Below are 22,071 nucleotides of genomic sequence, written 5' to 3'. Positions count from 1 at the left end.
TCACCAAGGGATCCTGCACCTGTCATTGCAACGCCTGCGACGGCGGCCACCACTGCGGCAACCCGCCGAACTGCAACGCCCGCCGCTGACACACCGTGACAATGGCCTGCTGCCGGGACACCGGCGGCAGGCCATTGCTGTTTTCCTGCCCGCCGTGGCGATAGGTTCGAACCCATGACGTCCGAGTGGCACCTGGGGCCGGTGCCGATTCCGGTGCACGGCTTGTTCGTCGCCCTCGGAGTGCTGGCCGCCGTAGTGGTTTTCGTCTACGAAGCGCGCCGTCGCGGTGCGCTGGGCGAGCAGGCCGTCGTCGCCGCTTCCGGTGCCCTCATCGGCGGCGCGATCGGCATGCGCCTGTCGGGATGGGCCCATCACCTCGACTTCTCCACCAATCCCAGCCTCGCGCAGGCCTGGCAGTTCGGCTCGCGAAGCATCCTCGGCGGTCTGCTCGGCGCGTACCTTGGCGTGCACATCGCCAAACGCCTTGGCGGATACCGCGGGAAAACCGGAGATCTGTTCGCGCCTGCGGTCGCACTCGGCATGTCCATCGGCCGCATCGGCTGCTTTCTCACCGAAGCGCCCGGACGGCCCACCACGCTGCCGTGGGGCATCCACGCTCCGGCCACCACACCGGAATGCCCGGGCTGCCTTGCCGGGCAGGCCATGCACCCGTCGTTCCTCTACGAAATCGTGTTCCAGCTCTGCGCATTCGGCGTGCTGCTGTGGCTGCGACACCGGATCTCCCATCCGGGTGAACTTTTCGTCATCTACATCGCCGCCTACGCCGTGTTCCGGTTCTTCGTCGAGTTCGTCCGGGCCAACGAAACGGTGTGGCTGGATCTGACCCGGCCCCAATGGTTCCTACTGCCCTCGCTGATGATCATCGGTGTTCGGGTGTGGCGTGGCTACCGCCGCGGGTACTATCGCCTTTCACCCAGCAACCAGGAAGTGCCGGCATGACCTCACCCCCATCGGGTCCGCCACCTGACGAGCCCGCGGATGACTCTGCCGCGCAAGATATTCCACCGGCCTATCAAGAGGACGTCGCACCGCAGGGCGGCGCGCCGGATTACCCGCCGCAACCACCACCCGGCCCCGCACCCCAGTCGCCCGGCTATTTCCCGGGCGACCTCCGCCAGCCACCGGGCTATCTCCCGCCACGGGGCGACCAACAGCAGCCGTACGGCGGGCCGCCCGGATATACGCCGCCCCCTGCCGGATATCCCACGGGACCGGGCTACCCGTACGGCGGGCCGCCCAAGCCCGAACCGCGGATCTCCATGGCGATGGTGATCCTCGGACCGTTCGTGTACGCGGTGATCAACTTCGTGATCGCCTTGATGGCGGTCATGACTGCCGGCAGCCGCGTCGAACCCCAGCACGGCAACACGGTACTGGGGTTCGGCGCAGTGTTGTTGGCCCTCATCGCCTTCGGCGGTGGTGCGGCACTGCTGTGCAGCCGTAGTCCCAACGCCCGTGGGCTTGGCATCGGCCTGATGGTCGGCTGGGCCCTGATGTCGCTGTTCACTGCCGGGTTCTGCACCGGCATCAACCCCGAACTGTACAAGTGACCGCCGGTATGGGCCTGCGCGGCGACCGGTTGCACCGGTACGTCACCGCGTTCTGCCCGCACTGCCACGACGAAGCACCCGAGCGGCCGCTGACCGACGTCGCGCGGCTGAGCGGAATGCTGATCGAGCGTGACGGCCGCATCTGGCTCGAACGAGGCTGCCGCAGCCACGGTTTGGTGCGCACGCTGTATGACGAGGATCCCGAGATCCTGTCCTACCTCGAGGAGTGGACAGCCCCGACCAAGGCCCACACCCCGGATACCCCAGGCAATTTCGACCCCATCCCGTCAGCGTATCTGCGCGGGTTGCCGGAGATGCAGACGCAGCACACGTGCATCCTGCTGGAGGATATCGCCGAGACGTGTAACCTGCGCTGCCCCACCTGCTTCACCGACAGTTCGCCGGACCTGCGGCACGTGGTGCCGGTCGCCGACGTTCTTGCCAATGTCGACCAGCGCCTGGCCCGCGAGAACGGGCGACTGGACGTACTCATGCTCAGCGGCGGCGAGCCCACCCTGCATCCGGCATTGCCAGAGTTGCTCGGCGAGCTCGTCAGCCGGCCGATCACCCGAATCCTGGTCAACAGCAACGGCGTCCGCATCGCCAACGACGACCGACTGCTCGACCTGCTGACCACTCACCGGGAACGCGTCGAGGTCTACCTGCAGTACGACGGGTTGTCAGAGGCCGCGCACCGGCATCACCGCGGCGGCGACCTGCGTCGCACGAAACAGCAAGCTCTGCAACGCCTGTCGGAACGCGAGATCTTCACCACGCTGGTAATGACCGCGGCACTGGGGGTCAACGACGACGAGATCGGCGCCATGGTCCAATTGGCGCTGGACACACCGTATGTCGGGGGCCTGACGATCCAGCCGCAGTTCGGCTCCGGCCGCTCGGGACGAATCGACCCGCTCGAGCGCCTCACCCATACCGGTGTGCTCAAACGTCTTGGCCCCCAGACCGGCGACGCCGTGACATGGCGTGACCTCACCGCGTTGCCCTGCTCGCATCCGCACTGCTGCTCGGTCGGCTATCTGGTGCGCGACGACGCCGGGCAGTGGCGGTCGCTGGTGTCGTTGATCGGCGCCGACAGCCTCAAAGACAAGCTCGGACTGGTGGCCAACCGCATCGCCGACACCGAGATTCCGCGCCAATTGCGCCTCGCCGTGCAGGAATCGCTGCTGGGCCTGCTCTCCGAGCAGTCGTCGTTGTCGCACCCGCAGATCGGCGACGTCTGGCGCAACATCTGCGAGAACTGCGATCTGGGGATGTCGACGCTGCTGACGCTCGCGTCGTCCGCGCTGCCCGGCCGCCGCCGCAAGATTCGTCAGCTCCTCGGGGAACGCGTCGTGCGCCTCACGGTCAAACCGTTCATGGACATGTCGACGATGATCGAAGAACGTCTCGTGCAATGCTGCGTGCACGTCGGTACCCGCTCGGGCAGCGCCGATCAGTGCGCGCCCTTTTGCGCCGTGCAAGCCTGGCCGGCGCTGGGACGTCAACGGCTGTCGTTGTCGGTGGGACAGGAACTACCACTCATCGAGATTCGATGAGCCAGCAGGCCGACGAGCCGTACGATCCGCTGCGATTGTGCGTGTACGCCACCGTGGCCCTGCTGGCCTGGTTGCTGGGTCCAGTGATGGTTGCCGTGTTCGCTGGACTCGGCCTGATCGGGTACATCCGTGCACGCCGCGCCGGGTTACAGCACAGCAAATGTGCGTTGCGCGACACTCGCCTGGTAATCGCATACCTCGGGGTCATCGTGCTGGTGGCGGTAGCCGCGACCGTCAATAACCTGTTGCCGCACTGAGCGGGGTGCAGAGTGACTGCCTGAACCCGAAGATGCAATATGCCACTCCGGTTCCACAGCAACCTCTTAACCTGCTAGCTTTCCCCTGTAGTGAGCATCCCCACTGTCGGGGGCCTGGACGCTCGTCGGAACACTCAGGAGTGAACCATCTTGAAGATCACGAATATCAGTGCTGCCATGGCTGCAGCGGCCATAGCCGCCGCGGGGATCATCGGCGCCGCACCCTTCGCTTTTGCCGATGACAGTGCCGTCACCACCGCCGCGCTGGGCAGCCAGGCGAAGCTGGAGGACGGCAACGTGGTCCAGGGTTGGACCGTCACCGGTCTGAAGCCGAGCAGCGACACGATCCCCTACCAGGTGCGCGGCACCCTGTGGGAGGTCACCGCGACCAACGAGGCCCTTCGGGGCTCGGTCACCCCGATCGTCTCCAACTTCAACGCCCGCGCAGCGGACGGCAAGAACTACCGCGCGCTGTTCCAGGTGGCCACCCCGCAAGGCGTGAACCCGGCCACCATCAGCCAGGGCGAGAAGACCTCCGGCAAGGTGTACTTCGATGTCACCGAGGCCGACCCGACCACGGTGGTCTACAACGCGGGCGGCCATGACCTCGCCGTGTGGAACGCGGCCCCGGCGGCACCCGCCGCGACCGGCGGCAACGGCAACGCCGTCCCGCTGTCCAACCACCCCGCTCAGGCGCCCGCCGCCGCACCCGTCGCAGCCACCCCGGCCCCCGCCGCAACGCCTGCAGCTGTTCCGGCTGCAGCGCCCGGCGGTGCCGGAAGCCGCGCGACCGATCTGCCCGCCGCCGTCGAAGGCGCCACCCCGGTTCCGGCAGCCACCCAGACCGCGCCGGCTCCGGCAGGCACCGCGGCCCAGCCGGCCGCCGTCCCCAGCACCACCGGCACCCCTGCCGAAGGTGCGGTTCCGGCCAGCAACGGCACGCCGGCCCCGGCGGCCGCCCCGGCACCGGCAGGCACCACCCCCGCTCCGGCCGCCGCGCCGACGGGTGCGGGCAACGCCGCAACCGCGGTTCCGCCCGCCGAGCAGGCACCCGCGGGCACCGCGCCCGCCCCCGCCGCGAACCCGGCCGCTCCGGCTCCGGCGGCGCCTGCCGCCCCCACCGAACCCAACCTGGTGCCGGCGGGTGCCCAGCCGACCACGACGGCTCCGGCCGCCCCGGTCAGCAACCACGGGTCGACCTCGTAACACCCAGCTCGACGACAACGGCCGGATGCGGGAAAACCGCATCCGGCCGTTCGCTGTCTGGGGCGGTGTCAGTGCGGCGCGATGGACAACGCGATGCCGTCGAGGATGTCGTGCTCACTGACCACGAGCACGTCGATACCCGCACGCTCGCCGAGTACGGCAGCGAGTTCCTCGACGATGATCGCCCCGCCGCCGATCACATCGGCACGACCCTGATGCATCGGGCCGAGCGCCAGCCGCTGCGCCGAGGTCATGGCGATCAATTCGTCGCACACCCGACAAAGATCGTCAAAACCGATGCGGGACAAATGAATTGCCTCAGCGTCGTATTCGGTCATACCTTGCGCGAGCGCCGAGAGCGTGGTCATCGTCCCTGCCACACCGACCCACGTCCTGGCACCCTCGACCGGAACCGCTTGCAGCGCTTGCGCCAAACCGTCCCGGACCACCGCTCGGGCCGCGTCGATCTCGGCCGGCGTGGGCGGATCGGTGTGCAGGCAGCGTTCGGTCAGCCGGACACACCCGATGTCGGCGGAGTAGCTGGCCTTCACGCCGTCGGTGCCGAGCACCAGTTCCGTGGACCCGCCGCCGAGGTCGACGACGACGAAAGGCGCACCGGCAGCATCGAGTTCGCCCACCGCGCCCTGGAACGACAGCTCAGCTTCCTCGGTTCCGGTGATCACCTCGGCGACGGCACCGGGCACCACGGTGCCGAGGATGCGCGACGTCATCGCGAAGAACTCGTCGCGGTTGCCGGCATCCCTGGCGGCCGACGTGGCCACCATCCGAACCGCCGAAACACTCAGCTCCGACATCAGCGCGGCATAGTCGGCGAGTGCGGATTCGGTGCGCGCCAACGCTTCCGGCGCGAACTGACCGGTCGCGTCCACCCCCTGGCCGAGCCGGACGATGCGCATCTCGCGGTGTACGTCGCGCAAGGAGCCGGCATTCGAGCCACCGACGACCACATCGGCGATGAGCAGCCGGATCGAGTTGGTGCCACAGTCGATCGCACCGACGCGGTTCACACCCATGTATCGCGCTCCAGAATCCCGGCCATCGCCGGCTCGACAGCCAAGACCGCCAACGCCTCGTCACCGAGTGGGTTGACGCCGGGGCCCTTCGCCAACGAATGCGCCATCAGCACATGCAGACATTTGACGCGATCGGGCATGCCGCCGCCGGTGAACGTGGTGCCCAGCGACTCGATGGCGTCGCGCTCGGACAGATACGACTCGTGGGCGCGCCGGTAGGCCGCCGCCAATTCCGGGTCCTGCTGCAGACGTTCGGTCATCTCCCGCATCATGCCCGACGATTCCAGCCGGCTGGCCGCCGCGGTCAGAGCAGGGTGCGTCAGGTAGTACAGCGTCGGAAACGGTGCGCCGTCAGGCAATTTGGGAGCAGTCTTGACGACAGCGGGCTCACCGTTGGGGCAGCGGTAGGCGATCTCAAGAACACCTCGCGGCTCACGCCCCAGCTGCTGGGCGACGGCCTCGAGGTCGGCGGGGTCAACCACCGGGCACCGCAGGTGGCGGAGCGGACGGGCCGGCGGGTGGCGCGTCGCCGGGTGCCGGTGGAGCGGGCGCGATGGTCGGCGAAACCCCGTGCGGCTGATCGGCGATCGTGTGCCACAGCGAGGTGTACCAAGGCTGGCCCGCAGGCGTGGTGGAACCCGGCGCGATGGGGCCCGGCTCGTTCGGCACCGCGGCGGTGGGCGGCAACTGCACCTGATACGGCGTATCGCCCGGCATAACGAAGCCGAGCCGCTCACGCGCCTGAGCCGCGATGAACACCGGATCGGCCAGCTTGACCTTCTGCTGTTCCAGCTCGGCGATCTGGGACCGCAGCTGCTCCTCGGTTGCCTTGAGCTGCTTCATTTCCGTCCGCTGTGCGAAGTACGTGCGCACCGGTCCCGCGATGGTCAGGGTCAGCACGCACACCACCGCGGCCAGGATCGCCGCGCGCCGCGCCGCAGACCCGAAGCGCTGCTCGGACTGCAGCTCGGCTTGTTGTTCAGCCTGTACCGCAATGGCTTTGGTGATGGTCTCCTCGGCCACCGGCTCCGGTGCCGAGGTGCGCGGCTCCGACACCCGCCGCCGCGCCTGGCCGGCGCGGGGACGATTCGACCCGCCGTTCTTGCCCGGGCCCCCCGGCCGGGAGGCCGGGGACCGCCGCTTGGGATCGGGTCGCTTCGCTTCGGGCATCGTCTTCAGATCACCACCGCATCCGGCCGGACCGGATTATTTGGCCTCCACGGCGAAACGCGGGAAAGCCAGATCGCCGGCGTAGCGGGCAGCGTCGCCGAGGAGCTCCTCGATACGCAGCAGCTGGTTGTACTTGGCCACGCGCTCGCTGCGCGCCGGTGCACCGGTCTTGATCTGACCGCTGCCCACGGCGACGGCGAGATCGGCGATGGTGGTGTCCTCGGTTTCACCGCTGCGGTGGCTCATCATGGTGCGGTAGCCGCTGTTGTGGGCCAGCGCCACGGCGTCGAGAGTCTCGGTGAGCGTGCCGATCTGGTTGACTTTCACCAGCAGCGCATTGGCTGCGCCCTTTTCGATGCCCTCTTCCAGACGCTCCGGGTTGGTGACGAACAGGTCGTCGCCGACAAGCTGGACGCGGTCACCGATGGCCGAGGTGAGCGACACCCAGCCGTCCCAGTCATCCTCGGACAGCGGGTCTTCGATGGACACCAGCGGGTAGCTGTCGAGCAGCCCGGCGTAGAACTCGGCCATCTGCTCGGCGCTGCGGGTTTCCTTCTCGAAGGCGTAACCCGTTCCGTCGGTGAAGAATTCGGTGGCGGCCACATCCAGGGCCAGGGCCACATCGGTGCCGAGGGAGAACCCGGTGGACTCGATGGCCGACGAGATCAGGTCCAGCGCGGCCCTGGTCCCGGCCACGTCCGGCGCGAAGCCGCCCTCGTCACCGAGACCGGTGGCCAGACCCTGCTTCTTGAGCACGGACTTCAGCGAGTGGTAGACCTCGGCACCCCAGCGCAGTGCCTCTTTGAACGACGGTGCGCCGATCGGAGCCACCATGAACTCCTGGACATCCACGCCGGTGTCGGCGTGCGCGCCACCGTTGAGGATGTTCATCATCGGCACGGGAAGGATATGGGCGTTGGGGCCACCGATGTAACGGAAGAGCGGCAAGCCGGCAGACTCCGCGGCAGCCTTCGAAACAGCCAGGGACACACCGAGAATGGCGTTGGCGCCGAGGCGCGACTTGTCCGGGGTGCCGTCGAGGTCCAGCAGGGCCTGGTCGACAAGGCGCTGATCGTCGGCGCCGAGCCCGATCACGGCGGGAGCAATCTCGTCGAGCACGGCCTCGACTGCCTTCTCGACACCCTTGCCGCCGTAGCGGGCTGCGCCGTCGCGCAACTCGACCGCCTCGTGCTCACCGGTCGACGCTCCCGAAGGCACCGCGGCCCGGGCGAACGTGCCGTCGGTCAGGGCGACTTCGACCTCGACCGTCGGGTTACCGCGCGAGTCGAGAATCTCGCGGGCTCCAACCTGCTCGATGATGGGCACTGGCTTGCTCCTTATTGCGTCGTCCGTGGTTCTGCTGGGTAAGCCTAGAGCCTGACCGGCGCCGCGGCGTGTCAGAGGGGGTGGCCGCCGGCGTACGCCGTCGCCCAGTCGCGCACCGTACGGGCGTACTGGTCAGAGTTGTTATAGGCCCTCAGCGCCTTCATCCAACCGCGGGGCGTCGACAGATTCTTGCCGTTCCAGCAGAGATAGCCTGCCGCCGACAACGCCGCGTCGTCGAAGTTGTCGGGACTGACTTTGCCGTCGTTGTTGCCGTCCACTCCGAACAAGCGCCAGGTTTCGGGGATGAACTGCATGGGTCCCATCGCCCGGTCCAGCGTGGCGTCCCCGTCGAGCAGGCCGTGATCGGTGTCCGCGATGTGCAGATTGCCTGAGGTGCCGTCGAGCTGGACGCCGCGGATCGGTGGGGTCACGTCCCCGTTCGGCGCGATCATGGCGCCGCGGTAGGTGCCGTGGTGGCTCTCCACCATCCCGATCCCGGCCAGTGTGGTCCAGGCCAGCCTGCAATTCGGGTTCTCGACCTCGGCGACGCGCGCTGCGTAGGCATAGGCCTCCAGCGCGTTGATCGGCATGCCCAGTTTGGGTGCGCGCTCGGCGGCCCATTCGTGCAGCTGGTCGGCGGGACGGCCCTTGGCGTACGTGTCGACGGCGGGCACCCGATCACCCGCGGGCGGCGGCACACCGTCGGGAATCGGGATGCCGAGCTGCCACGAGCAGCTGGAAGCCATCAGCAGCGCTGCCGCCACAATCACTGCGACAGCCCGCAGCCATCGAACTGGCGACACTGGACTCCCTCAACCCCTGCTCTACTCGGCACCCATCGTCCCATGCGTCCGATGTGCCATGCGCCCGACGGTCCCCCGGCTCGAACATGTCCAGGCGCTCCTCAGCCCCTGCTAAGGTGAGGCACGCCTTGCTATGGCAAGCCAAGGCTATGTTTATCTACCCGGTCTAGCGAGGACGCTACACATGATTGCCAGCGCAGACACTGCGACGACCATCCTGGCCGCATCAAACGTCACATCACAGCTGTTCGGCAGCGGTTTGATCGGGCTGCGCGAGGGCCTGGAAACGGCGATCGTCGTATCGATCCTGGTGGCATTCCTGGTCAAGTCCGACCGCCGCGACGCCCTGAAGTGGGTTTGGCTGGGCGTCGCCGCAGCTATCACCATGACCATCACTGTCTTCCTGGTGATTCAGCTGGGAGAAAACACCATCAGCGGGCTGGGCGCCGAAGCCATCGCAGGTGTCGCATCGCTCGTGGCCGTCGTCATCGTCACCACGATGGTGCTCTGGATGCGCAAGGCCGCCGCGTCGATCTCCGGCGAACTGCGCAGCGGCATGTCGCAGGCACTCGAAACCGGCGGGGTCGCCGTCGCGCTGCTCGCGTTCTTCGCCGTGGGCCGCGAAGGCGTGGAGACCGCGCTGTTCATGGTCGGCTACGCCGAAGCCGAGACCCTGTGGCCGCTGATCGGGTTGATCGTCGGCGTCCTGATCGCCACCGCCATCGCCTACGGCATGTACGCCGGCGCGGTCCGGATCAACCTCGCCAAGTTCTTCACCTACACCGGCGCCTTCCTCATCGTCGTCGCCGCCGGAATCCTCGCGTACGGCATCAAGGCCTTGCAGACCGTCGGCTGGATCCCCGGCCTCGGCTCGGTCGCCTTCGACATGAGCGGTGCGTTCGATTGGTCCGCCTGGTACGGCGAGATCATCCAGGGCGTCTTCAACATCGACCCCACCCCGACCGTGCTGCAACTCGCCGCGTGGGTGGCCTACCTGGTCATCGTGCTGGCCTTGTTCTTCCGCCCCACCGGCGCTCGCACCCCGGCCAAGCCGGCCCCTTCCCAGACTCCCGACACCCCCGAGTCGACTGCCGACCCGGAACTCTCTCCCTCATCCGAAAGGTCCACCAAGTGAAGCTCACACCTGCCGTGAAGACCGGGGTGGCAGCCACCGCCGCGCTGCTGGCCGGGTTCTCGCTGGCCAGCTGCCAGGCGAAGGATTCGAGCCCCAGCACGGAAGGCAAGGCAAAGGCCGCGCCGATCACGGTCGACGCGTCCGAGACCGGGTGCAAGCTCTCGGGCACCACCGCCACGACGGGACCAACGACGTTCGTGGTGAACAACACGGGCGAGAAGGTCACCGAGTTCTACGTCTACGGCGAGGGCGAGCGGGTGATGGGCGAGGTGGAGAACATCTCCCCCGGCCTCAAGCGCCAGCTCATCGTGCAACTCACCGAGCCCGGCACCTACCAGACCTCATGCCGCCCCGGCATGGTCGGTGACGGCATCCGCGGCGACTTCACCGTGACCGGTGATGCGGTGAAGATCGACACCGAGGGCAAGTTCAAAGAGGCCGCCGACAGCTACAAGCGGTATGTGAACAGCCAGACCGATGCTCTGGTGCCCGCCACGGAGGCCTTCGTGGCGGCGATCAAGGCCAAGGACATCGCGAAGGCCAAGGCGCTCTACCCGACCACCCGCACCTACTACGAGCGCATCGAGCCGGTCGCCGAGTCGTTCCCCAACGATCTCGACCCGCGTGTCGACCTGCGGGAAGCCGATCTGGAACCGGGCCAGAAGTGGACCGGCTTCCACCGCTTGGAGAAAGATCTGTGGGTCAGCGGCCTGCAGCCGGACACGGCCGCCGTCGCCGACCAGCTGGTGGCCGATGTCAAGGAGCTCGATGCGGGCGTGAAGGCGCCGACGTGGACGATCGATTCCACTCAGATCGCCGGTGGCGCCCAAGGTCTGCTCGACGAGATCGCCAAGAGCAAGATCAGCGGTGAAGAGGACATCTTCAGCCACACCGACCTGTGGGACTTCAAGGCCAACGTCGAGGGCTCGCAGACCGCGGTCGCCTCGGTGCGGCCGATCCTCGACGAGCGCAACGCCGACCTGGGCAAGCGGGTCGACCAGCGGTTCGCCGAGGTGGAGAAGCTGCTCGAAAAGTACCGCGACGGCGACGGTTTCGTGTCCTACGACAAGGTGACCGATCCGCAGCGCCAAGAACTGTCTCGCGCCATCGACGCGCTGAGCAACGAAGTGAGCCAGGTGCAAGGTGTCATCGCCCACCAGTGAAACCCCGCCGCATGACGCCGCGGCCGCACCGGCCTCCGGCGGCTTCTCCCGCCGCAAGCTCTTCGGTGCGGCCGGGGTCACCGCGGCGGTAGTCGGTGCGGCCAGCGCGGGGGCGCTGGCCGGCCGGGCCTCGGCAGCCAGCACCCCGCACGGCGCTTTGACGGGCCCCGTCCCGTTCCGCGGCCAGCGCCAAGCCGGCATCATCACCGAGGCGCAGGACCGGATGCACTTCTGCTCCTTCGACGTCACCACCGACAACCGCGCCGACGTGATCAACCTGCTCAAGCAGTGGACCCGGATGGCCGAGCGCATGACGCGCGGCGAGGAGACCGAAGTCGGCGGAGCCGTCGACGGTAATCCCTATGCCCCGCCGTCGGACACCGGCGAGGCGTTGGGGCTGCCCGCGTCGCAGTTGACGCTGACGATCGGCTTCGGACCATCGTTCTTTCTCAAGGACGGCAAGGACCGCTTCGGCATCGCCAACCAACGGCCCGCCGAGCTGGCCGACCTGCCGAAGTTCCCCAACGAGACGATGGACCCGGCCCGCTGTGGCGGTGACATCTGTGTGCAAGCGTGTGCCAACGATCCTCAAGTCGCCGTGCACGCCATCCGTAACCTTGCCCGCATCGGCTTCGGCACCGTGGCCGTGCGCTACTCCCAGCTGGGCTTCGGCCGCACGTCATCGACCACCCGGGACCAGGCGACGCCGCGAAACCTGTTCGGGTTCAAGGACGGAACGGCCAACCTGAAGTCCGACGAAACCGATCTGCTGAACCAGAACGTGTGGGTCGCCGACGGTGACGGGCCCGCCTGGCTGACCGGCGGTACCTACCTGATATCCCGCCGCATCCGGATGCTCATCGAAAGCTGGGACCGCACAACGCTCCTGGAGCAGGAGCGGGTGATCGGCCGGCAAAAGGGCAGCGGTGCACCGATGGGGTTGCAGCAAGAGTTCGAGGAACTCGATTTCGACATCGCCGACGACAAGGGCAATCCCTTGATCGACAAGAATGCACATGTCCGGCTCGCGTCGGCGCAACACAACGGCGGTATCCAGATTCTGCGTCGCGGCTACAACTTCACCGACGGCTCAGACGGATTCGGTCACCTCGATGCCGGGCTGTTCTTCATCGCCTTCGTGCGCAGCCCCTCGAAGCAGTTCATCCCGATGCAGCGCGAGCTGGCCCGCAAGGATGCGCTCAACGAATACATCACCCACACCGGGTCCGGTATCTTCGCGTGCCCACCCGGCCTGCGCGACGGCGACGACTCCGCCTATTGGGGTTCGACGCTGTTCAGCTGACGCATCGTCACGCGCGGCGGCTCAGCCGTTGGGACTCAACAGGATCTGGCTGAGCCGGGTGGTGGTTGCGACTCCGTCGTCGTAACCACCCTGGCCGTTGAGCCCGTTCATGATGGCCAGCGTGTACCGCTGATTGGGGCCGGCGAAGCCCACCGAGTTGATGACCCAGCCGCCCTGCTCCTCAGACCACCCATTCTTGTTGCCGGGCGCCATCGACGGGCCTGCGCCCCACACGCCCCACTGCTGGTCAGGGCTGACCTTTTGCATCTCCGCGACGACGGCCGCCGCGTCGGACGGATTCAGTTGCGTCAGTGTGTAATTCATCAGCCGATCGAGATCGTTGGTGGTCGACTTCTGAAATCCCCAGTACGGGAACATGTCCCCGAAGCCGGGCTGTGGCCGTAGGTCTGTCATACCGTAGCGGGGAAAGTCGGCGTTGAATGCCCGATGGTCCGGCCCGCCGTAGCGGCTCCACAGCGAATCGGTCGCGTCGTTGTCGGAGTCGCGCAGCATGTTCACCATGAGCTGCCGGTCGTTGGCCGACAGCCGCAACGCCCCCGCCCGTTCCCTGGTCAACAGGTCGACGACCATCGCCAGCTTGATGGTGGAAGCGGTCCAGATCATCGTGCCCGAGTTGGCGTTGGCGAAGCGCGCACCGGTCGCCCGGTCGCGCAGGACGTAGCCCACCGTGCCGGGCCGCGATGCCAAGTAGTTGTCCGCGGCGGCAAGGCGGGAGCGCAGGTCACAGCCGGTCGCCGCACACTCGGCGTTGGCTTGAGGCGCGGCGGTTCCCAGGCCGAGCACCATGACGACGGCGGCCAGCCACCTCACCTTCACTGCCTCACCCCTTCGCGTCTGCCCCGTCACCGTAATGCGACGTCGTGCGCCTCAGGCTTCGCACAGCGCTTGCCGACCGAGCTGAGACCTGGCCGTTGCCGGTTTGTGACGGCGCTCGGACTCACTGGCAGCCGAGCGGGTGGCCGAGCTCACGAAACTTCGCAGATTCCGTGGCACAAGTGGCCGCTGGAGAGGGGTGCGCCGTCAACAAGAGCCTGAACAAAGACGCCAGCCAGACACGGTTGCCCCGTAGGCGCCAGCCAGACACGGTTGTCCCATCGGTATGCCCTCCGCTTCGGAGGGACGTACCCCTTTGCCCCATTCACCTTGTTGGCCGAATTCAGAACTGTCACACCTGCACCTCGCTCGCGGCACAGGACGTTGTGCCCGCCTGTTAGCGACAAAGTCGCAGAATTCGCCACATCAGCACCGCAGGCACCATTGGTCACGAATCGCCCAACCCCGTCCGTCCGTCTGGCACCACGAGACCCGTTCTGCCCCAGTGGTTGTGTGCCCGCGCTGCGAACGACAGTGTCGCTACTAGGCGGGCACGTCAAATTCCGGTGCAGATGTGGCTGCAGTTGCTTACGGGTCCGCTGAGGTGCGCGACGTCAGGGCACAGGGAAAATCTGCGGTTCCAGAGTGAATAAAGATGTCCCTGGTGCGATTTCCGCGACTTTGTCGCTAACAGCCGGGCAAAACGTCGCTTGGTTTCCGAACCGGGACTGGTGTGACAGATGTGACCAGCCGGGATTGTCGGTGGCAGGTGGCATCGTGCGGTCATGTCAGACAAGCTGCTACTCAAGGGAATCGAACTCCGTTACGTGCTGACCATGCACCTTTTCCAACACGGGAAACAATCGGTCGCCGACCTGGTCGACGCACTCGATGCCTACGGCTTCACCACGAAAGGTCGGCCGTCGAAGGCGATATCGGCTGCGCTGAGGTGCGAGATCACCCACGGTCGAGTGTTCCGCATCAGGCATGGCCGCTACCGCCCGGCCTGGATGGCCCGTTCCACCGAATATCGCATTCGCGAGCGGGTGCTGACGTTGCGCGCCAAGGCCGCCGAACTGAGACCTGTCAGTTGGTCGTGACGTCGCCGGCTTCCGCATCGTCCCCGGACTCGGACTCGGACGCGGACTCGACATCGGGCACTTCCACCTCCGGCTCGACCGTAAAGTCGCTCGCAGGCCAGTAGTCGCGCCATTCGGCTTCGGTGATGGTGCCCAACGGCGTCACATCAAGCGACTCGGGGACGTCCTCCCCGCGACGTCCCGCGGCGACGTCGGCCTCGACTCTCCGCACGGTGTCCATGAACTCCAATACCGCTGTGCGCAGCTGATTTTCGGCGTCGGTGTCAGCGGTGACGGAGATGGTGGTGATGGCAGCGGGCACCAGATCGGCGGGCAGCCCGGCCTGGGTCACCCGGGAGATCACTTTCTGCGCCAACGCCAGAGCCGGCTGCCCGGTGGGGACGTCGTCCATCGAAGACGTGCGCGACTTGACGGATTTCTCCTGAGCCTTGCGCTCTTCCCACTGGGCCAGCTGCTCGTCAAGTGAAATCGGTTCCCCCGCAAGCACTGCCGGTACCCGGTTACCCAGCTTGCGAACCAGCGCGTCGGCGACGTCGTCGATGCTGAACGGGTGCACCGGCGCGTCCTCGGCGATGCGGGCGTGGAACAACACCTGCAGCAACACATCACCGAGCTCTTCGCGCAGTTCGTCGGCGTTGCCTCCGCGGACCGCGTCGAACAGCTCGTAGGTCTCTTCCAGCAGATAACGGCGCAGCGAATCGTGGGTCTGTTCGCTCTCCCACGGTCCCGCGGTGCGCAGCTTGTCCATCATCGCGACGGCGTCGACAAGCCGCTCCCCCGCTGCAGGTTTGGGTGCGGAGATCACCGTGTCGCCGGCCGCGATACGCGCAACGACGGCGGGATGCTCGGGATCGGAGGACAACAGCACGGGCGCATCGTCACCGTCATAGGCCGGACGCGCGGCAGGCAGTGACCACGGCACCTTGACCGGCATTTCCTCGGTGTACTGGACGTCACCGGCCAGGTGCACGATCGCCTCGACCGGAACCAGCGAGGGGCGGCGCGGATCAACCAGAACAACGGTCATCGGCGGGCCTCGCTGGAAAACTTGGTCATGTCAATCGCTTCCGGCGGTTTCCCATTGAGCACCAACACCAAACCGGCTGCCATCTGGACCAGCTCGAGATCACGGATGCGCGGTGCGCCGATTCCGTCGCCGGCCCGGGGAATGGGCACCTGGACGGTCGACGTGGTGGCCCGATAGTGCGCGCCGGGATAGAGCCGCTTGAGGCGCAGTTGCGCCGAATCCGGCAGCACCATCGGTGACACCCGCAGCGTCGACGCCGACACCGCACCGATCTCGGTGATGCCGTACTCCCGGCACAGCAGCCGCAGCCGGGCCACGGCGACGAGGCGCTGCGCCGGCTCGGGCAGCGGACCGTAGCGGTCGGTGAGTTCGTCGACAACGGCGGCGACGGCAGTTTCGTCGGGAGCCGCGGCCAACCGCCGATAACCCTCCAGCCGCAAGCGGTCACTGCCGATGTACTCCGGCGGCAGATGCGCGTCGACTGGCAGGTCGATCCGTACTTCCTTCGCTTCCTCAGCGGTGGCAACGGTTTTGCCGTCAACCGCCGCGCGGTACGCCTCGACCGCTTCGCCGACAAGCCGCACGTACAGGTCGAAACCGACTCCGGCCACGTGCCCGGATTGCTCGGCGCCCAACACATTTCCCGCGCCGCGGATCTCCAGGTCCTTCATGGCCACGGCCATGCCGGCCCCCAGATCGTTGTTCTGCGCGATGGTGGCCAACCGGTCGTAGGCCGTTTCGGTCAGTGGTTGCTCCGGCGGGTACAGGAAGTAGGCGTAGCCGCGCTCGCGGCTGCGGCCCACGCGACCGCGCAACTGGTGTAGCTGTGACAGGCCGAACGTATCGGCCCGCTCGACGATCAGCGTGTTGGCGTTCGAGATGTCCAGGCCGGTCTCGACGATCGTGGTGCAGACCAGGATGTCGTATTCACGGTTCCAGAAGCCCTCGACCGTCTTCTCCAGCATCTCTTCGTTCATCTGGCCATGCGCGACAACGACTCTCGCCTCCGGCACCAGCTGGCGGATGCGGGCGGCGGCCTGGTCGATGGTCCGCACCCGGTTGTGGATGTAGAACGCCTGCCCGTCACGCAGCAGCTCACGACGCAACGCCGCCGCCACCTGCTTGTCGTCGTGCGGGCCGACATAGGTCAGCACCGGGTAGCGCTCCTCGGGCGGGGTGAGGATCGTCGACATCTCGCGGATGCCTGCGAGGCTCATCTCCAGGGTGCGCGGGATCGGGGTCGCGCTCATGGTCAGCACGTCGACGTGAGTGCGCATCGACTTGATGTGCTCCTTGTGTTCGACGCCGAAGCGCTGCTCCTCGTCAACGATGATGAGGCCCAGGTCTTTCCACGTCACGCCGGTCTGCAACAGCCGGTGGGTGCCGATCACGATGTCCACCGAACCGTCTTTCATGCCCTCGATGACGGCCCGGGACTCGGTCGGATCGGTGAACCGGGACAGCCCTTTCACGGTGACGGGGAAGCCGGCCATCCGTGCGGTGAAGGTCTGCAGATGCTGATCGGCCAGCAGCGTCGTCGGGACCAGCACGGCCACCTGCTTGCCGTCCTGCACGGCCTTGAAGGCCGCGCGCACTGCGATCTCGGTCTTGCCGTAACCGACGTCGCCACAGATCACCCGGTCCATCGGCACCGGCTTCTCCATGTCGGCCTTGACCTCGGTGATGGCCGTCATCTGATCGATCGTCTCGGTGAAGCCGAACGCGTCCTCCATCTCGGCCTGCCACGGGGTGTCGGGCGCGAACGCGTACCCGGGCGAGGCCTGCCGTTTGGCGTAGAGCGCCACGAGCTCGCTGGCGATCTCCCGAACTGCCTTGCGCGCCCGGGTTTTCGTGTTGGCCCAGTCGCTGCCGCCGAGCTTCGACAGGGAAGGCGCCTCGCCGCCGACATACCGCGACAGCTGATCCAGTGAATCCATCGGGACGTAGAGCCTGTCGGCGCCGCCGCCGCGCTTGGCCGACGCGTATTCCAACACCAGGTACTCACGGCGGGCGCCGCCGACGACCCGCTCGGTCATCTCGACGAACTTGCCGATGCCGTGCTGGTCGTGCACCACCAGGTCGCCTGCCGTCAGCGCCAGCGGATCGACGACGTTACGACGTTTGGCCGCAAGCTTTTTGCCTTCTGCAGCGGTGACCCGGTTGCCGGTCAGATCTGTTTCGGTGATGATCGCCAGGTTCGCGCCGGGCAGGATCAGACCGCTCTGCAGCGGGCCTTTGAGCACGCCGATCACGCCGGCCTTGGGCGCCGCCCCCGGCTCCAACATCGTTGCGGCGATGTCGGATTCACCGAGTTGTTCGACGACGCGATGCGCCGTACCGGTGCCCGGCGTGACGATGGCCGCGCTGCCGCCGGTGGCCACGTGGGCCCGCAGCATCGCGAAGATCTCGTCCAAGCTCTGCTGACTGCGCGCCGACGGGGCCGGACGCACATCGAGTTCGGTGGCCGCTCCGTCGGAGAGCTGCGACAGCGTCCACCAGGGATGTCCGCCCGCCACGGCACCGGCGCGCGCCTCGTCGAACGGGATGAACCCGGACGCCCCGAGCGCCTCGATGTCGATAGGAGCGTCACCGCCGACCGCGGCCGTCGACCACGACGCCTCCAGGAACTCACGGCCGGTCTTGATCAGATCGGCCGCGCGGGTGCGCACCTTCTCGGGATCGCACACCAGCACCGGGGCGCCCTCGGGCAGATGCGCGGTCAACGTCGTCGGCTCGACAGGATGCAGCAGCGGCAGCAGCGCCTCCATGCCGTCGACCGGGATGCCCTCGGCGAGCTTGGCCAGCATGTCCGGCACGCTGCCGGGCACGCTGTTCTCATGAGTGGGATGCTCGACGGCCAGGGCCGCGGCACGTTCCCGCACCTCGGGCGTCATCAACAGCTCGCGGCACGGCACCGCGACCAACGTCTGGACCGGCACTTCAGGGATCGAACGCTGATCGGCGATCGAGAAGGCCCGCATCTCCGAGACCTCGTCGCCCCAGAACTCGACCCGCACCGGATGCTCGGCCGTCGGCGGGAAGACGTCCAGGATCCCGCCGCGGACCGCGAACTCACCGCGCTTACCCACCATGTCGACGCGCGTGTAGGCGAGGTCGACCAACCGTGCGATGAGCTCCTCGAAATCCGCCTCGTCGCCCAGCGACAGGCTGACCGGCTCGACGCTGACCACGTCCGGTGACATCGGCTGCAGCAACGACCGGGTGGTCGTCACCACGACCCGCAGCGGCGGCCCCAGCGTCGCGTCGTCGGGACGGGCCAGCCGGCGCAGCAGCAGCAACCGCGCAGCCACCGTCTCGACACCCGGCGACAGCCGCTCGTGCGGCAGCGTCTCCCAGGACGGGAACAGGGCCACGGCGTCGCCGAACACGCCGCGCAGCTCGGCGGTCAGGTCGTCGGCCTCGCGGCCGGTCGCGGCGACCACCAGCAGCGGGCCGTGCTGGGCCAGCGCAGCGGCGACGAGGACCCGCGCGCTGGCCGGGCCGACCAGCGCGAGATCGGCGGGTCGCTCGGCGGCGCGACGGATGACGTCCTGCAGGGACGGATCGGACAGAGCCAGCTCGATGAGACCCGCGATCGGGGTCTGGACATGGGTGTGCCCCGGTGCGGTCATGATGCGTCCATTCTAGGGGGCTGTAGTTTCGCCAAAATCGGGCCCGCCAGCATCAAGGGAGCGTCAAGGCGCCCCACAGGGAACGCCCCGCGACGCACGGTGAAGTCATGACATTGCTCGACATCCTGCCCTCGCTGCGCGCAGCTGCCCCGCCCCGCCTCGACCCGGCGATCTGGCCGCTGACCACCCACGTCGACGAGCAGGGTCGCATCACCGTGGGTCGGGTGCCGCTGACCGAGATCGCCGACGAGTACCGCACCCCGGCCTACGTCCTCGACGAGGCCGACTTCCGGCACCGGGCGCAGCACTATCGAAGCGCCCTGCGCGGCACCGAGGTGGTCTACGCGGGCAAGGCATTGCTGACGACGGCCGTCGCGCGGTGGGCCTGCGAAGAGGGGCTCGGCGTGGACGTGTGCTCGGCAGGAGAGCTGGCCACCGCACTGGCCGGAGGCGTGCCGCCGAGCCGGGTTGTGTTGCACGGCAACGCGAAGTCATGCGACGAGCTGCACGATGCGCTGGACGCCGGCGTCGGGCGCATCGTGGTGGACTCGTTGATGGAGATCACCTATCTCGCCGGGCTGGTGCGCCGACGCCAACGAGTTCTGCTGCGCGTGACCCCGGACATCGACATCCAGGGGCATCGGGCCGTCACAACCGGCGTCTGCGATCAGAAGTTCGGTTTCACGCTGGCCGGGCAGCACGCCGCCGAGGCCGCCGCCCGCGTGTTGGGCACGCCGCACCTGGAACTGGTCGGCCTGCACTGCCATATCGGTTCACAGGTGACCGATCCCGCGCTGTACGGGGAGGCGATCCGACGGCTGATCGCCGCGATGGCCGACATCCGGCGTCGGCATGGCGTGGTGCTGACCGAGCTGAATATCGGCGGTGGGCACGGCATCCCCTACGTGACCGGGGATGCGGCGTTGGACCCCGCCGCCCTCGCCGACGTCATCGACGACGCGGTGGATGCCGCATGCGGCGCCGAGCGGTTCCCCCGGCCGCGCCTGGTGGTGGAGCCCGGGCGCGCCATCAGCGGACGCGCCGGGGTGACGCTCTACCGCGTGTGCACGGTCAAATCCCAACCCGGTGGGCGGACGTTCGTCGCGGTCGACGGAGGGATGAGCGACAATGCCCGAGTCGCGTTGTACGACGCGAAATACACTGTGGCACTGGCGAATCGGCATGCACTCGGGCCGACCCAGACCGTGACCGTGGTGGGCAGGCACTGCGAGGCGGGCGACGAGATCATCCGCGACGTGGCACTGCCCGCCGACATTCACCCCGGTGACCTGCTGGCCGTGCCGTGCACCGGCGCCTATCACCACAGCATGGCGTCGACCTACAACATGGTGGGTCGCCCGCCGGTGGTCGCGGTGCGCGATGGACGGGCACGGTTGCTGGTGCGTCGGGAGACGACCACCGATCTGCTTGCCCGCGATATGGGCTGAGCGCCTACTCCTCGTGGACCGGGAATCGACGTACCTGACGTCGCCGACAGTCCTTTGGCCGACATAACCGCTGCTCTGGTGCGCAGCTTGTGGCACGCTCGGTGGATTCGGCGAGTGAGGAGCGGCGATCCAGGTGAGACGGGCATGAACGACCGTGCGGTACCCGCTTTGATCGGAGAACCCGCGGGCGATCTCTTCACCTTCGCCGACGCCATCAGTGCGCTGGTCGACGCGCCGATCACGATCGAGGACGGCAGTTCGCGTGTGCTGGCGTTCTCCGGCAGGCAGGACGAGACCGATCAGCCGAGGGTCACGACGGTGCTCAACCGGCAGGTCCCCGCGAGCTATCGCCAATTCCTGGAAGAGGCAGGGATTTTCGAGCACCTGCTGCGCTGCGACGAGCCAGTGTGGGTACCCGCCGACGCACCGGAAATGAAGCTGGGCCGAGTTGCTGTTGCGGTACGGGCCGGCGACGAATACCTCGGTTCGCTATGGGCAGCTGTCGCCGAGCCGCTGCCCCCTGAACGCCACCGAGCCCTGTGCGAATCGGCGAAGCTCGTCGCGCTGCAAGTACTACGCCACCGCGCCGACGCCGATGCGCAGCGCCGCGTCCGCGCCGACCTGGTGGCGACCGTACTATCCGGGGCTGACGGCGCCGGCGACGCGATGGCCCGGCTCGGGCTTGGCTCAGGATCGCTCGCCGTGCTCGCACTCGGCCTGCGGCATCCGACCGAGTCCGAATGCGGCACCGACCTCGGACGACTGACCGACGCACTGGCCATGCACCTGGGCGCTGTACATCCGCGCTCTGCGGTCGCGCTGGTCAACGGCGTGGGATACGCCGTGCTGGCCGTCAATGTCTGCCGGGACCGGCTGGACGCACGCGACTGCAAACCTGACCCGGAGGCCGGACTGCGCCGGATCGCCGAGGACTTTCTCGACCGCATCGGCCGGCGCGCCGACGCCGTCATTGGGATCGGACGTGTGATCGCCCCACCTGTGCCGATCACCCGATCTCGCCAGGACGCCGAGCGGACATTGCGGGTGCTTCGGTCAGGCCGAGCACCCGACCGGGTCGCCCTGTTCCGCGACATCCATGTCGATTCCCTGTTGCTTCAGCTGGCCGCTGACGCCGCGGCAGACGGACTGGATCCCCTCGATTCGATACGGCCCGTCGCCGAACAGGCCGAATATTTCGTCGAGACGCTCGAGGCGTGGCTGGATGCTTTCGGGGATGTACCGAAGGCATCGGCGGCCGTGCACGTACACCCCAACACATTCCGGTATCGGCTGCGCCGAGTGCGTGAATTGGTCGGTACCGACCTGGATGATCCCGAGGCCCGCTTCCGCCTCATGGTGCAGCTCCGACTGAGCCGGCTGATCGACCGCCGGTAGTCAGAGGCACGCGAACGCTCCCGCCGCTGGTGCGTACGCACAACATCGTGCCGTCGGCTTCTCGTCCGCCGACGATGTGGCGACCCATCACCACGACCGACACTGGCGACT

19 protein-coding genes are annotated in these 22,071 nt (G+C 67.5%); 11 read left to right on the top strand and 8 right to left on the bottom strand.

The genetic code is table 11. The annotated features are described in order from the left end of the window. The first annotated feature begins 174 nt into the window (after nt 1-174). From RMCB_RS14890 to RMCB_RS14870, 5 genes are all read left to right on the top strand, one after another. Nucleotides 175-960: a prolipoprotein diacylglyceryl transferase gene (locus RMCB_RS14890; protein ID WP_062829354.1), complete on the top strand. Its 786-nt coding sequence runs from the start codon at nt 175-177 to the stop codon at nt 958-960. Next, nucleotides 957-1,571 carry a hypothetical protein gene (locus RMCB_RS36555; RefSeq protein ID WP_234792109.1) on the top strand — a complete coding sequence of 205 codons (615 nt, stop codon included), beginning with the start codon at nt 957-959 and terminating at the stop codon, nt 1,569-1,571. Before RMCB_RS14890 ends, RMCB_RS36555 begins: the two co-directional genes overlap by 4 nt. 8 nt (nt 1,572-1,579) lie before the next feature. Further along, entirely contained in the window at nt 1,580-3,127 is a 1,548-nt protein-coding gene (locus tag RMCB_RS14880; RefSeq protein WP_062829556.1) for a radical SAM protein, read from the top strand. Then, nucleotides 3,124-3,384: a hypothetical protein gene (locus RMCB_RS14875; protein WP_062829352.1), complete on the top strand. Its 261-nt coding sequence runs from the start codon at nt 3,124-3,126 to the stop codon at nt 3,382-3,384. Before RMCB_RS14880 ends, RMCB_RS14875 begins: the two co-directional genes overlap by 4 nt. A 150-nt stretch (nt 3,385-3,534) precedes the next feature. Beyond that, on the top strand, nt 3,535-4,590 hold the full coding sequence (locus RMCB_RS14870; protein ID WP_109784284.1) for an MPT63 family protein: 1,056 nt from the start codon (nt 3,535-3,537) through the stop codon (nt 4,588-4,590). A 68-nt stretch (nt 4,591-4,658) separates the two neighbouring features. On the opposite strand, the gene RMCB_RS14865 is transcribed toward RMCB_RS14870, so the two are convergent. From RMCB_RS14865 to RMCB_RS14845, 5 genes are all read right to left on the bottom strand, one after another. Beyond that, nucleotides 4,659-5,624, bottom strand: a complete 966-nt coding sequence (locus RMCB_RS14865; protein ID WP_062829350.1) for a Ppx/GppA phosphatase family protein — start codon at nt 5,622-5,624, stop codon at nt 4,659-4,661. Further along, a complete protein-coding gene (locus RMCB_RS14860) occupies nt 5,615-6,106 on the bottom strand; it encodes a DUF501 domain-containing protein (protein WP_062829349.1) in 492 nt (163 codons plus the stop codon). The genes RMCB_RS14865 and RMCB_RS14860 overlap by 10 nt, the downstream gene beginning before the upstream one ends. Beyond that, nucleotides 6,099-6,794, bottom strand: a complete 696-nt coding sequence (locus RMCB_RS14855; RefSeq protein ID WP_029370707.1) for an FtsB family cell division protein — start codon at nt 6,792-6,794, stop codon at nt 6,099-6,101. The genes RMCB_RS14860 and RMCB_RS14855 overlap by 8 nt, the downstream gene beginning before the upstream one ends. 36 nt (nt 6,795-6,830) lie before the next feature. Beyond that, a complete protein-coding gene (gene eno, locus RMCB_RS14850; RefSeq protein WP_029370706.1) occupies nt 6,831-8,120 on the bottom strand; it encodes a phosphopyruvate hydratase in 1,290 nt (429 codons plus the stop codon). 71 nt (nt 8,121-8,191) lie between these two features. Next, entirely contained in the window at nt 8,192-8,923 is a 732-nt protein-coding gene (locus RMCB_RS14845) for a lytic transglycosylase domain-containing protein (protein ID WP_029370705.1), read from the bottom strand. A gap of 184 nt (nt 8,924-9,107) precedes the next feature. Between RMCB_RS14845 and efeU the strand changes: the two genes are divergently transcribed. From efeU to efeB, 3 genes are read left to right on the top strand one after another with little or no spacing between them, the layout of a single operon-like run. Continuing rightward, nucleotides 9,108-10,058: an iron uptake transporter permease EfeU gene (gene efeU, locus RMCB_RS14840; RefSeq protein ID WP_029370704.1), complete on the top strand. Its 951-nt coding sequence runs from the start codon at nt 9,108-9,110 to the stop codon at nt 10,056-10,058. Further along, nucleotides 10,055-11,221: an iron uptake system protein EfeO gene (gene efeO / locus RMCB_RS14835; RefSeq protein WP_062829348.1), complete on the top strand. Its 1,167-nt coding sequence runs from the start codon at nt 10,055-10,057 to the stop codon at nt 11,219-11,221. Before efeU ends, efeO begins: the two co-directional genes overlap by 4 nt. Next, complete coding sequence (efeB, locus tag RMCB_RS14830; protein WP_062829347.1) at nt 11,202-12,524, top strand: iron uptake transporter deferrochelatase/peroxidase subunit; 1,323 nt, start codon at nt 11,202-11,204, stop codon at nt 12,522-12,524. The genes efeO and efeB overlap by 20 nt, the downstream gene beginning before the upstream one ends. A 21-nt stretch (nt 12,525-12,545) precedes the next feature. Here efeB and RMCB_RS14825 read toward each other — a convergent pair whose 3' ends face one another. Then, complete coding sequence (locus tag RMCB_RS14825; protein ID WP_276064208.1) at nt 12,546-13,331, bottom strand: serine hydrolase; 786 nt, start codon at nt 13,329-13,331, stop codon at nt 12,546-12,548. An 812-nt stretch (nt 13,332-14,143) separates the two neighbouring features. On the opposite strand from RMCB_RS14825, the gene RMCB_RS14820 reads away from it, so the two are divergent. Beyond that, nucleotides 14,144-14,458: a hypothetical protein gene (locus tag RMCB_RS14820; RefSeq protein WP_062829345.1), complete on the top strand. Its 315-nt coding sequence runs from the start codon at nt 14,144-14,146 to the stop codon at nt 14,456-14,458. Here RMCB_RS14820 and RMCB_RS14815 read toward each other — a convergent pair. Together RMCB_RS14815 and mfd are read right to left on the bottom strand one after the other, a co-directional pair. Then, nucleotides 14,445-15,485 carry a nucleoside triphosphate pyrophosphohydrolase gene (locus tag RMCB_RS14815; protein ID WP_062829344.1) on the bottom strand — a complete coding sequence of 347 codons (1,041 nt, stop codon included), beginning with the start codon at nt 15,483-15,485 and terminating at the stop codon, nt 14,445-14,447. The two genes, RMCB_RS14820 and RMCB_RS14815, sit on opposite strands and share 14 nt — an antisense overlap. Further along, on the bottom strand, nt 15,482-19,117 hold the full coding sequence (mfd, locus tag RMCB_RS14810; RefSeq protein WP_062829343.1) for a transcription-repair coupling factor: 3,636 nt from the start codon (nt 19,115-19,117) through the stop codon (nt 15,482-15,484). Before mfd ends, RMCB_RS14815 begins: the two co-directional genes overlap by 4 nt. 107 nt (nt 19,118-19,224) lie before the next feature. Between mfd and lysA the strand changes: the two genes are divergently transcribed. Then, nucleotides 19,225-20,565 carry a diaminopimelate decarboxylase gene (gene lysA, locus RMCB_RS14805; protein WP_062829342.1) on the top strand — a complete coding sequence of 447 codons (1,341 nt, stop codon included), beginning with the start codon at nt 19,225-19,227 and terminating at the stop codon, nt 20,563-20,565. A 144-nt stretch (nt 20,566-20,709) separates the two neighbouring features. After that, nucleotides 20,710-21,960: a PucR family transcriptional regulator gene (locus tag RMCB_RS14800; protein ID WP_062829341.1), complete on the top strand. Its 1,251-nt coding sequence runs from the start codon at nt 20,710-20,712 to the stop codon at nt 21,958-21,960. The last annotated feature ends 111 nt before the right edge of the window (nt 21,961-22,071 follow it).

Source organism: Mycolicibacterium brisbanense (assembly GCF_001570425.1).
GTDB lineage: Bacteria > Actinomycetota > Actinomycetes > Mycobacteriales > Mycobacteriaceae > Mycobacterium > Mycobacterium brisbanense.
This window is presented reverse-complemented; position numbering and strand designations above follow the sequence as displayed.

Excerpts from the sequence above, each read along its gene's own strand:
- RMCB_RS14890 (WP_062829354.1), top strand. The coding sequence starts at position 175 with ATGACGTCCGAGTGGCACCTGGGGCCGGTGCCGATTCCGGTGCACGGC.
- RMCB_RS36555 (WP_234792109.1), top strand. The coding sequence starts at position 957 with ATGACCTCACCCCCATCGGGTCCGCCACCTGACGAGCCCGCGGATGAC.
- RMCB_RS14880 (WP_062829556.1), top strand. The coding sequence starts at position 1,580 with ATGGGCCTGCGCGGCGACCGGTTGCACCGGTACGTCACCGCGTTCTGC.
- RMCB_RS14875 (WP_062829352.1), top strand. The coding sequence starts at position 3,124 with ATGAGCCAGCAGGCCGACGAGCCGTACGATCCGCTGCGATTGTGCGTG.
- RMCB_RS14865 (WP_062829350.1), bottom strand. The coding sequence starts at position 5,624 with ATGGGTGTGAACCGCGTCGGTGCGATCGACTGTGGCACCAACTCGATC.
- RMCB_RS14855 (WP_029370707.1), bottom strand. The coding sequence starts at position 6,794 with ATGCCCGAAGCGAAGCGACCCGATCCCAAGCGGCGGTCCCCGGCCTCC.
- efeU (WP_029370704.1), top strand. The coding sequence starts at position 9,108 with ATGATTGCCAGCGCAGACACTGCGACGACCATCCTGGCCGCATCAAAC.
- RMCB_RS14825 (WP_276064208.1), bottom strand. The coding sequence starts at position 13,331 with ATGGTGCTCGGCCTGGGAACCGCCGCGCCTCAAGCCAACGCCGAGTGT.
- RMCB_RS14820 (WP_062829345.1), top strand. The coding sequence starts at position 14,144 with ATGTCAGACAAGCTGCTACTCAAGGGAATCGAACTCCGTTACGTGCTG.
- RMCB_RS14815 (WP_062829344.1), bottom strand. The coding sequence starts at position 15,485 with ATGACCGTTGTTCTGGTTGATCCGCGCCGCCCCTCGCTGGTTCCGGTC.
- mfd (WP_062829343.1), bottom strand. The coding sequence starts at position 19,117 with ATGACCGCACCGGGGCACACCCATGTCCAGACCCCGATCGCGGGTCTC.
- lysA (WP_062829342.1), top strand. The coding sequence starts at position 19,225 with ATGACATTGCTCGACATCCTGCCCTCGCTGCGCGCAGCTGCCCCGCCC.
- RMCB_RS14800 (WP_062829341.1), top strand. The coding sequence starts at position 20,710 with ATGAACGACCGTGCGGTACCCGCTTTGATCGGAGAACCCGCGGGCGAT.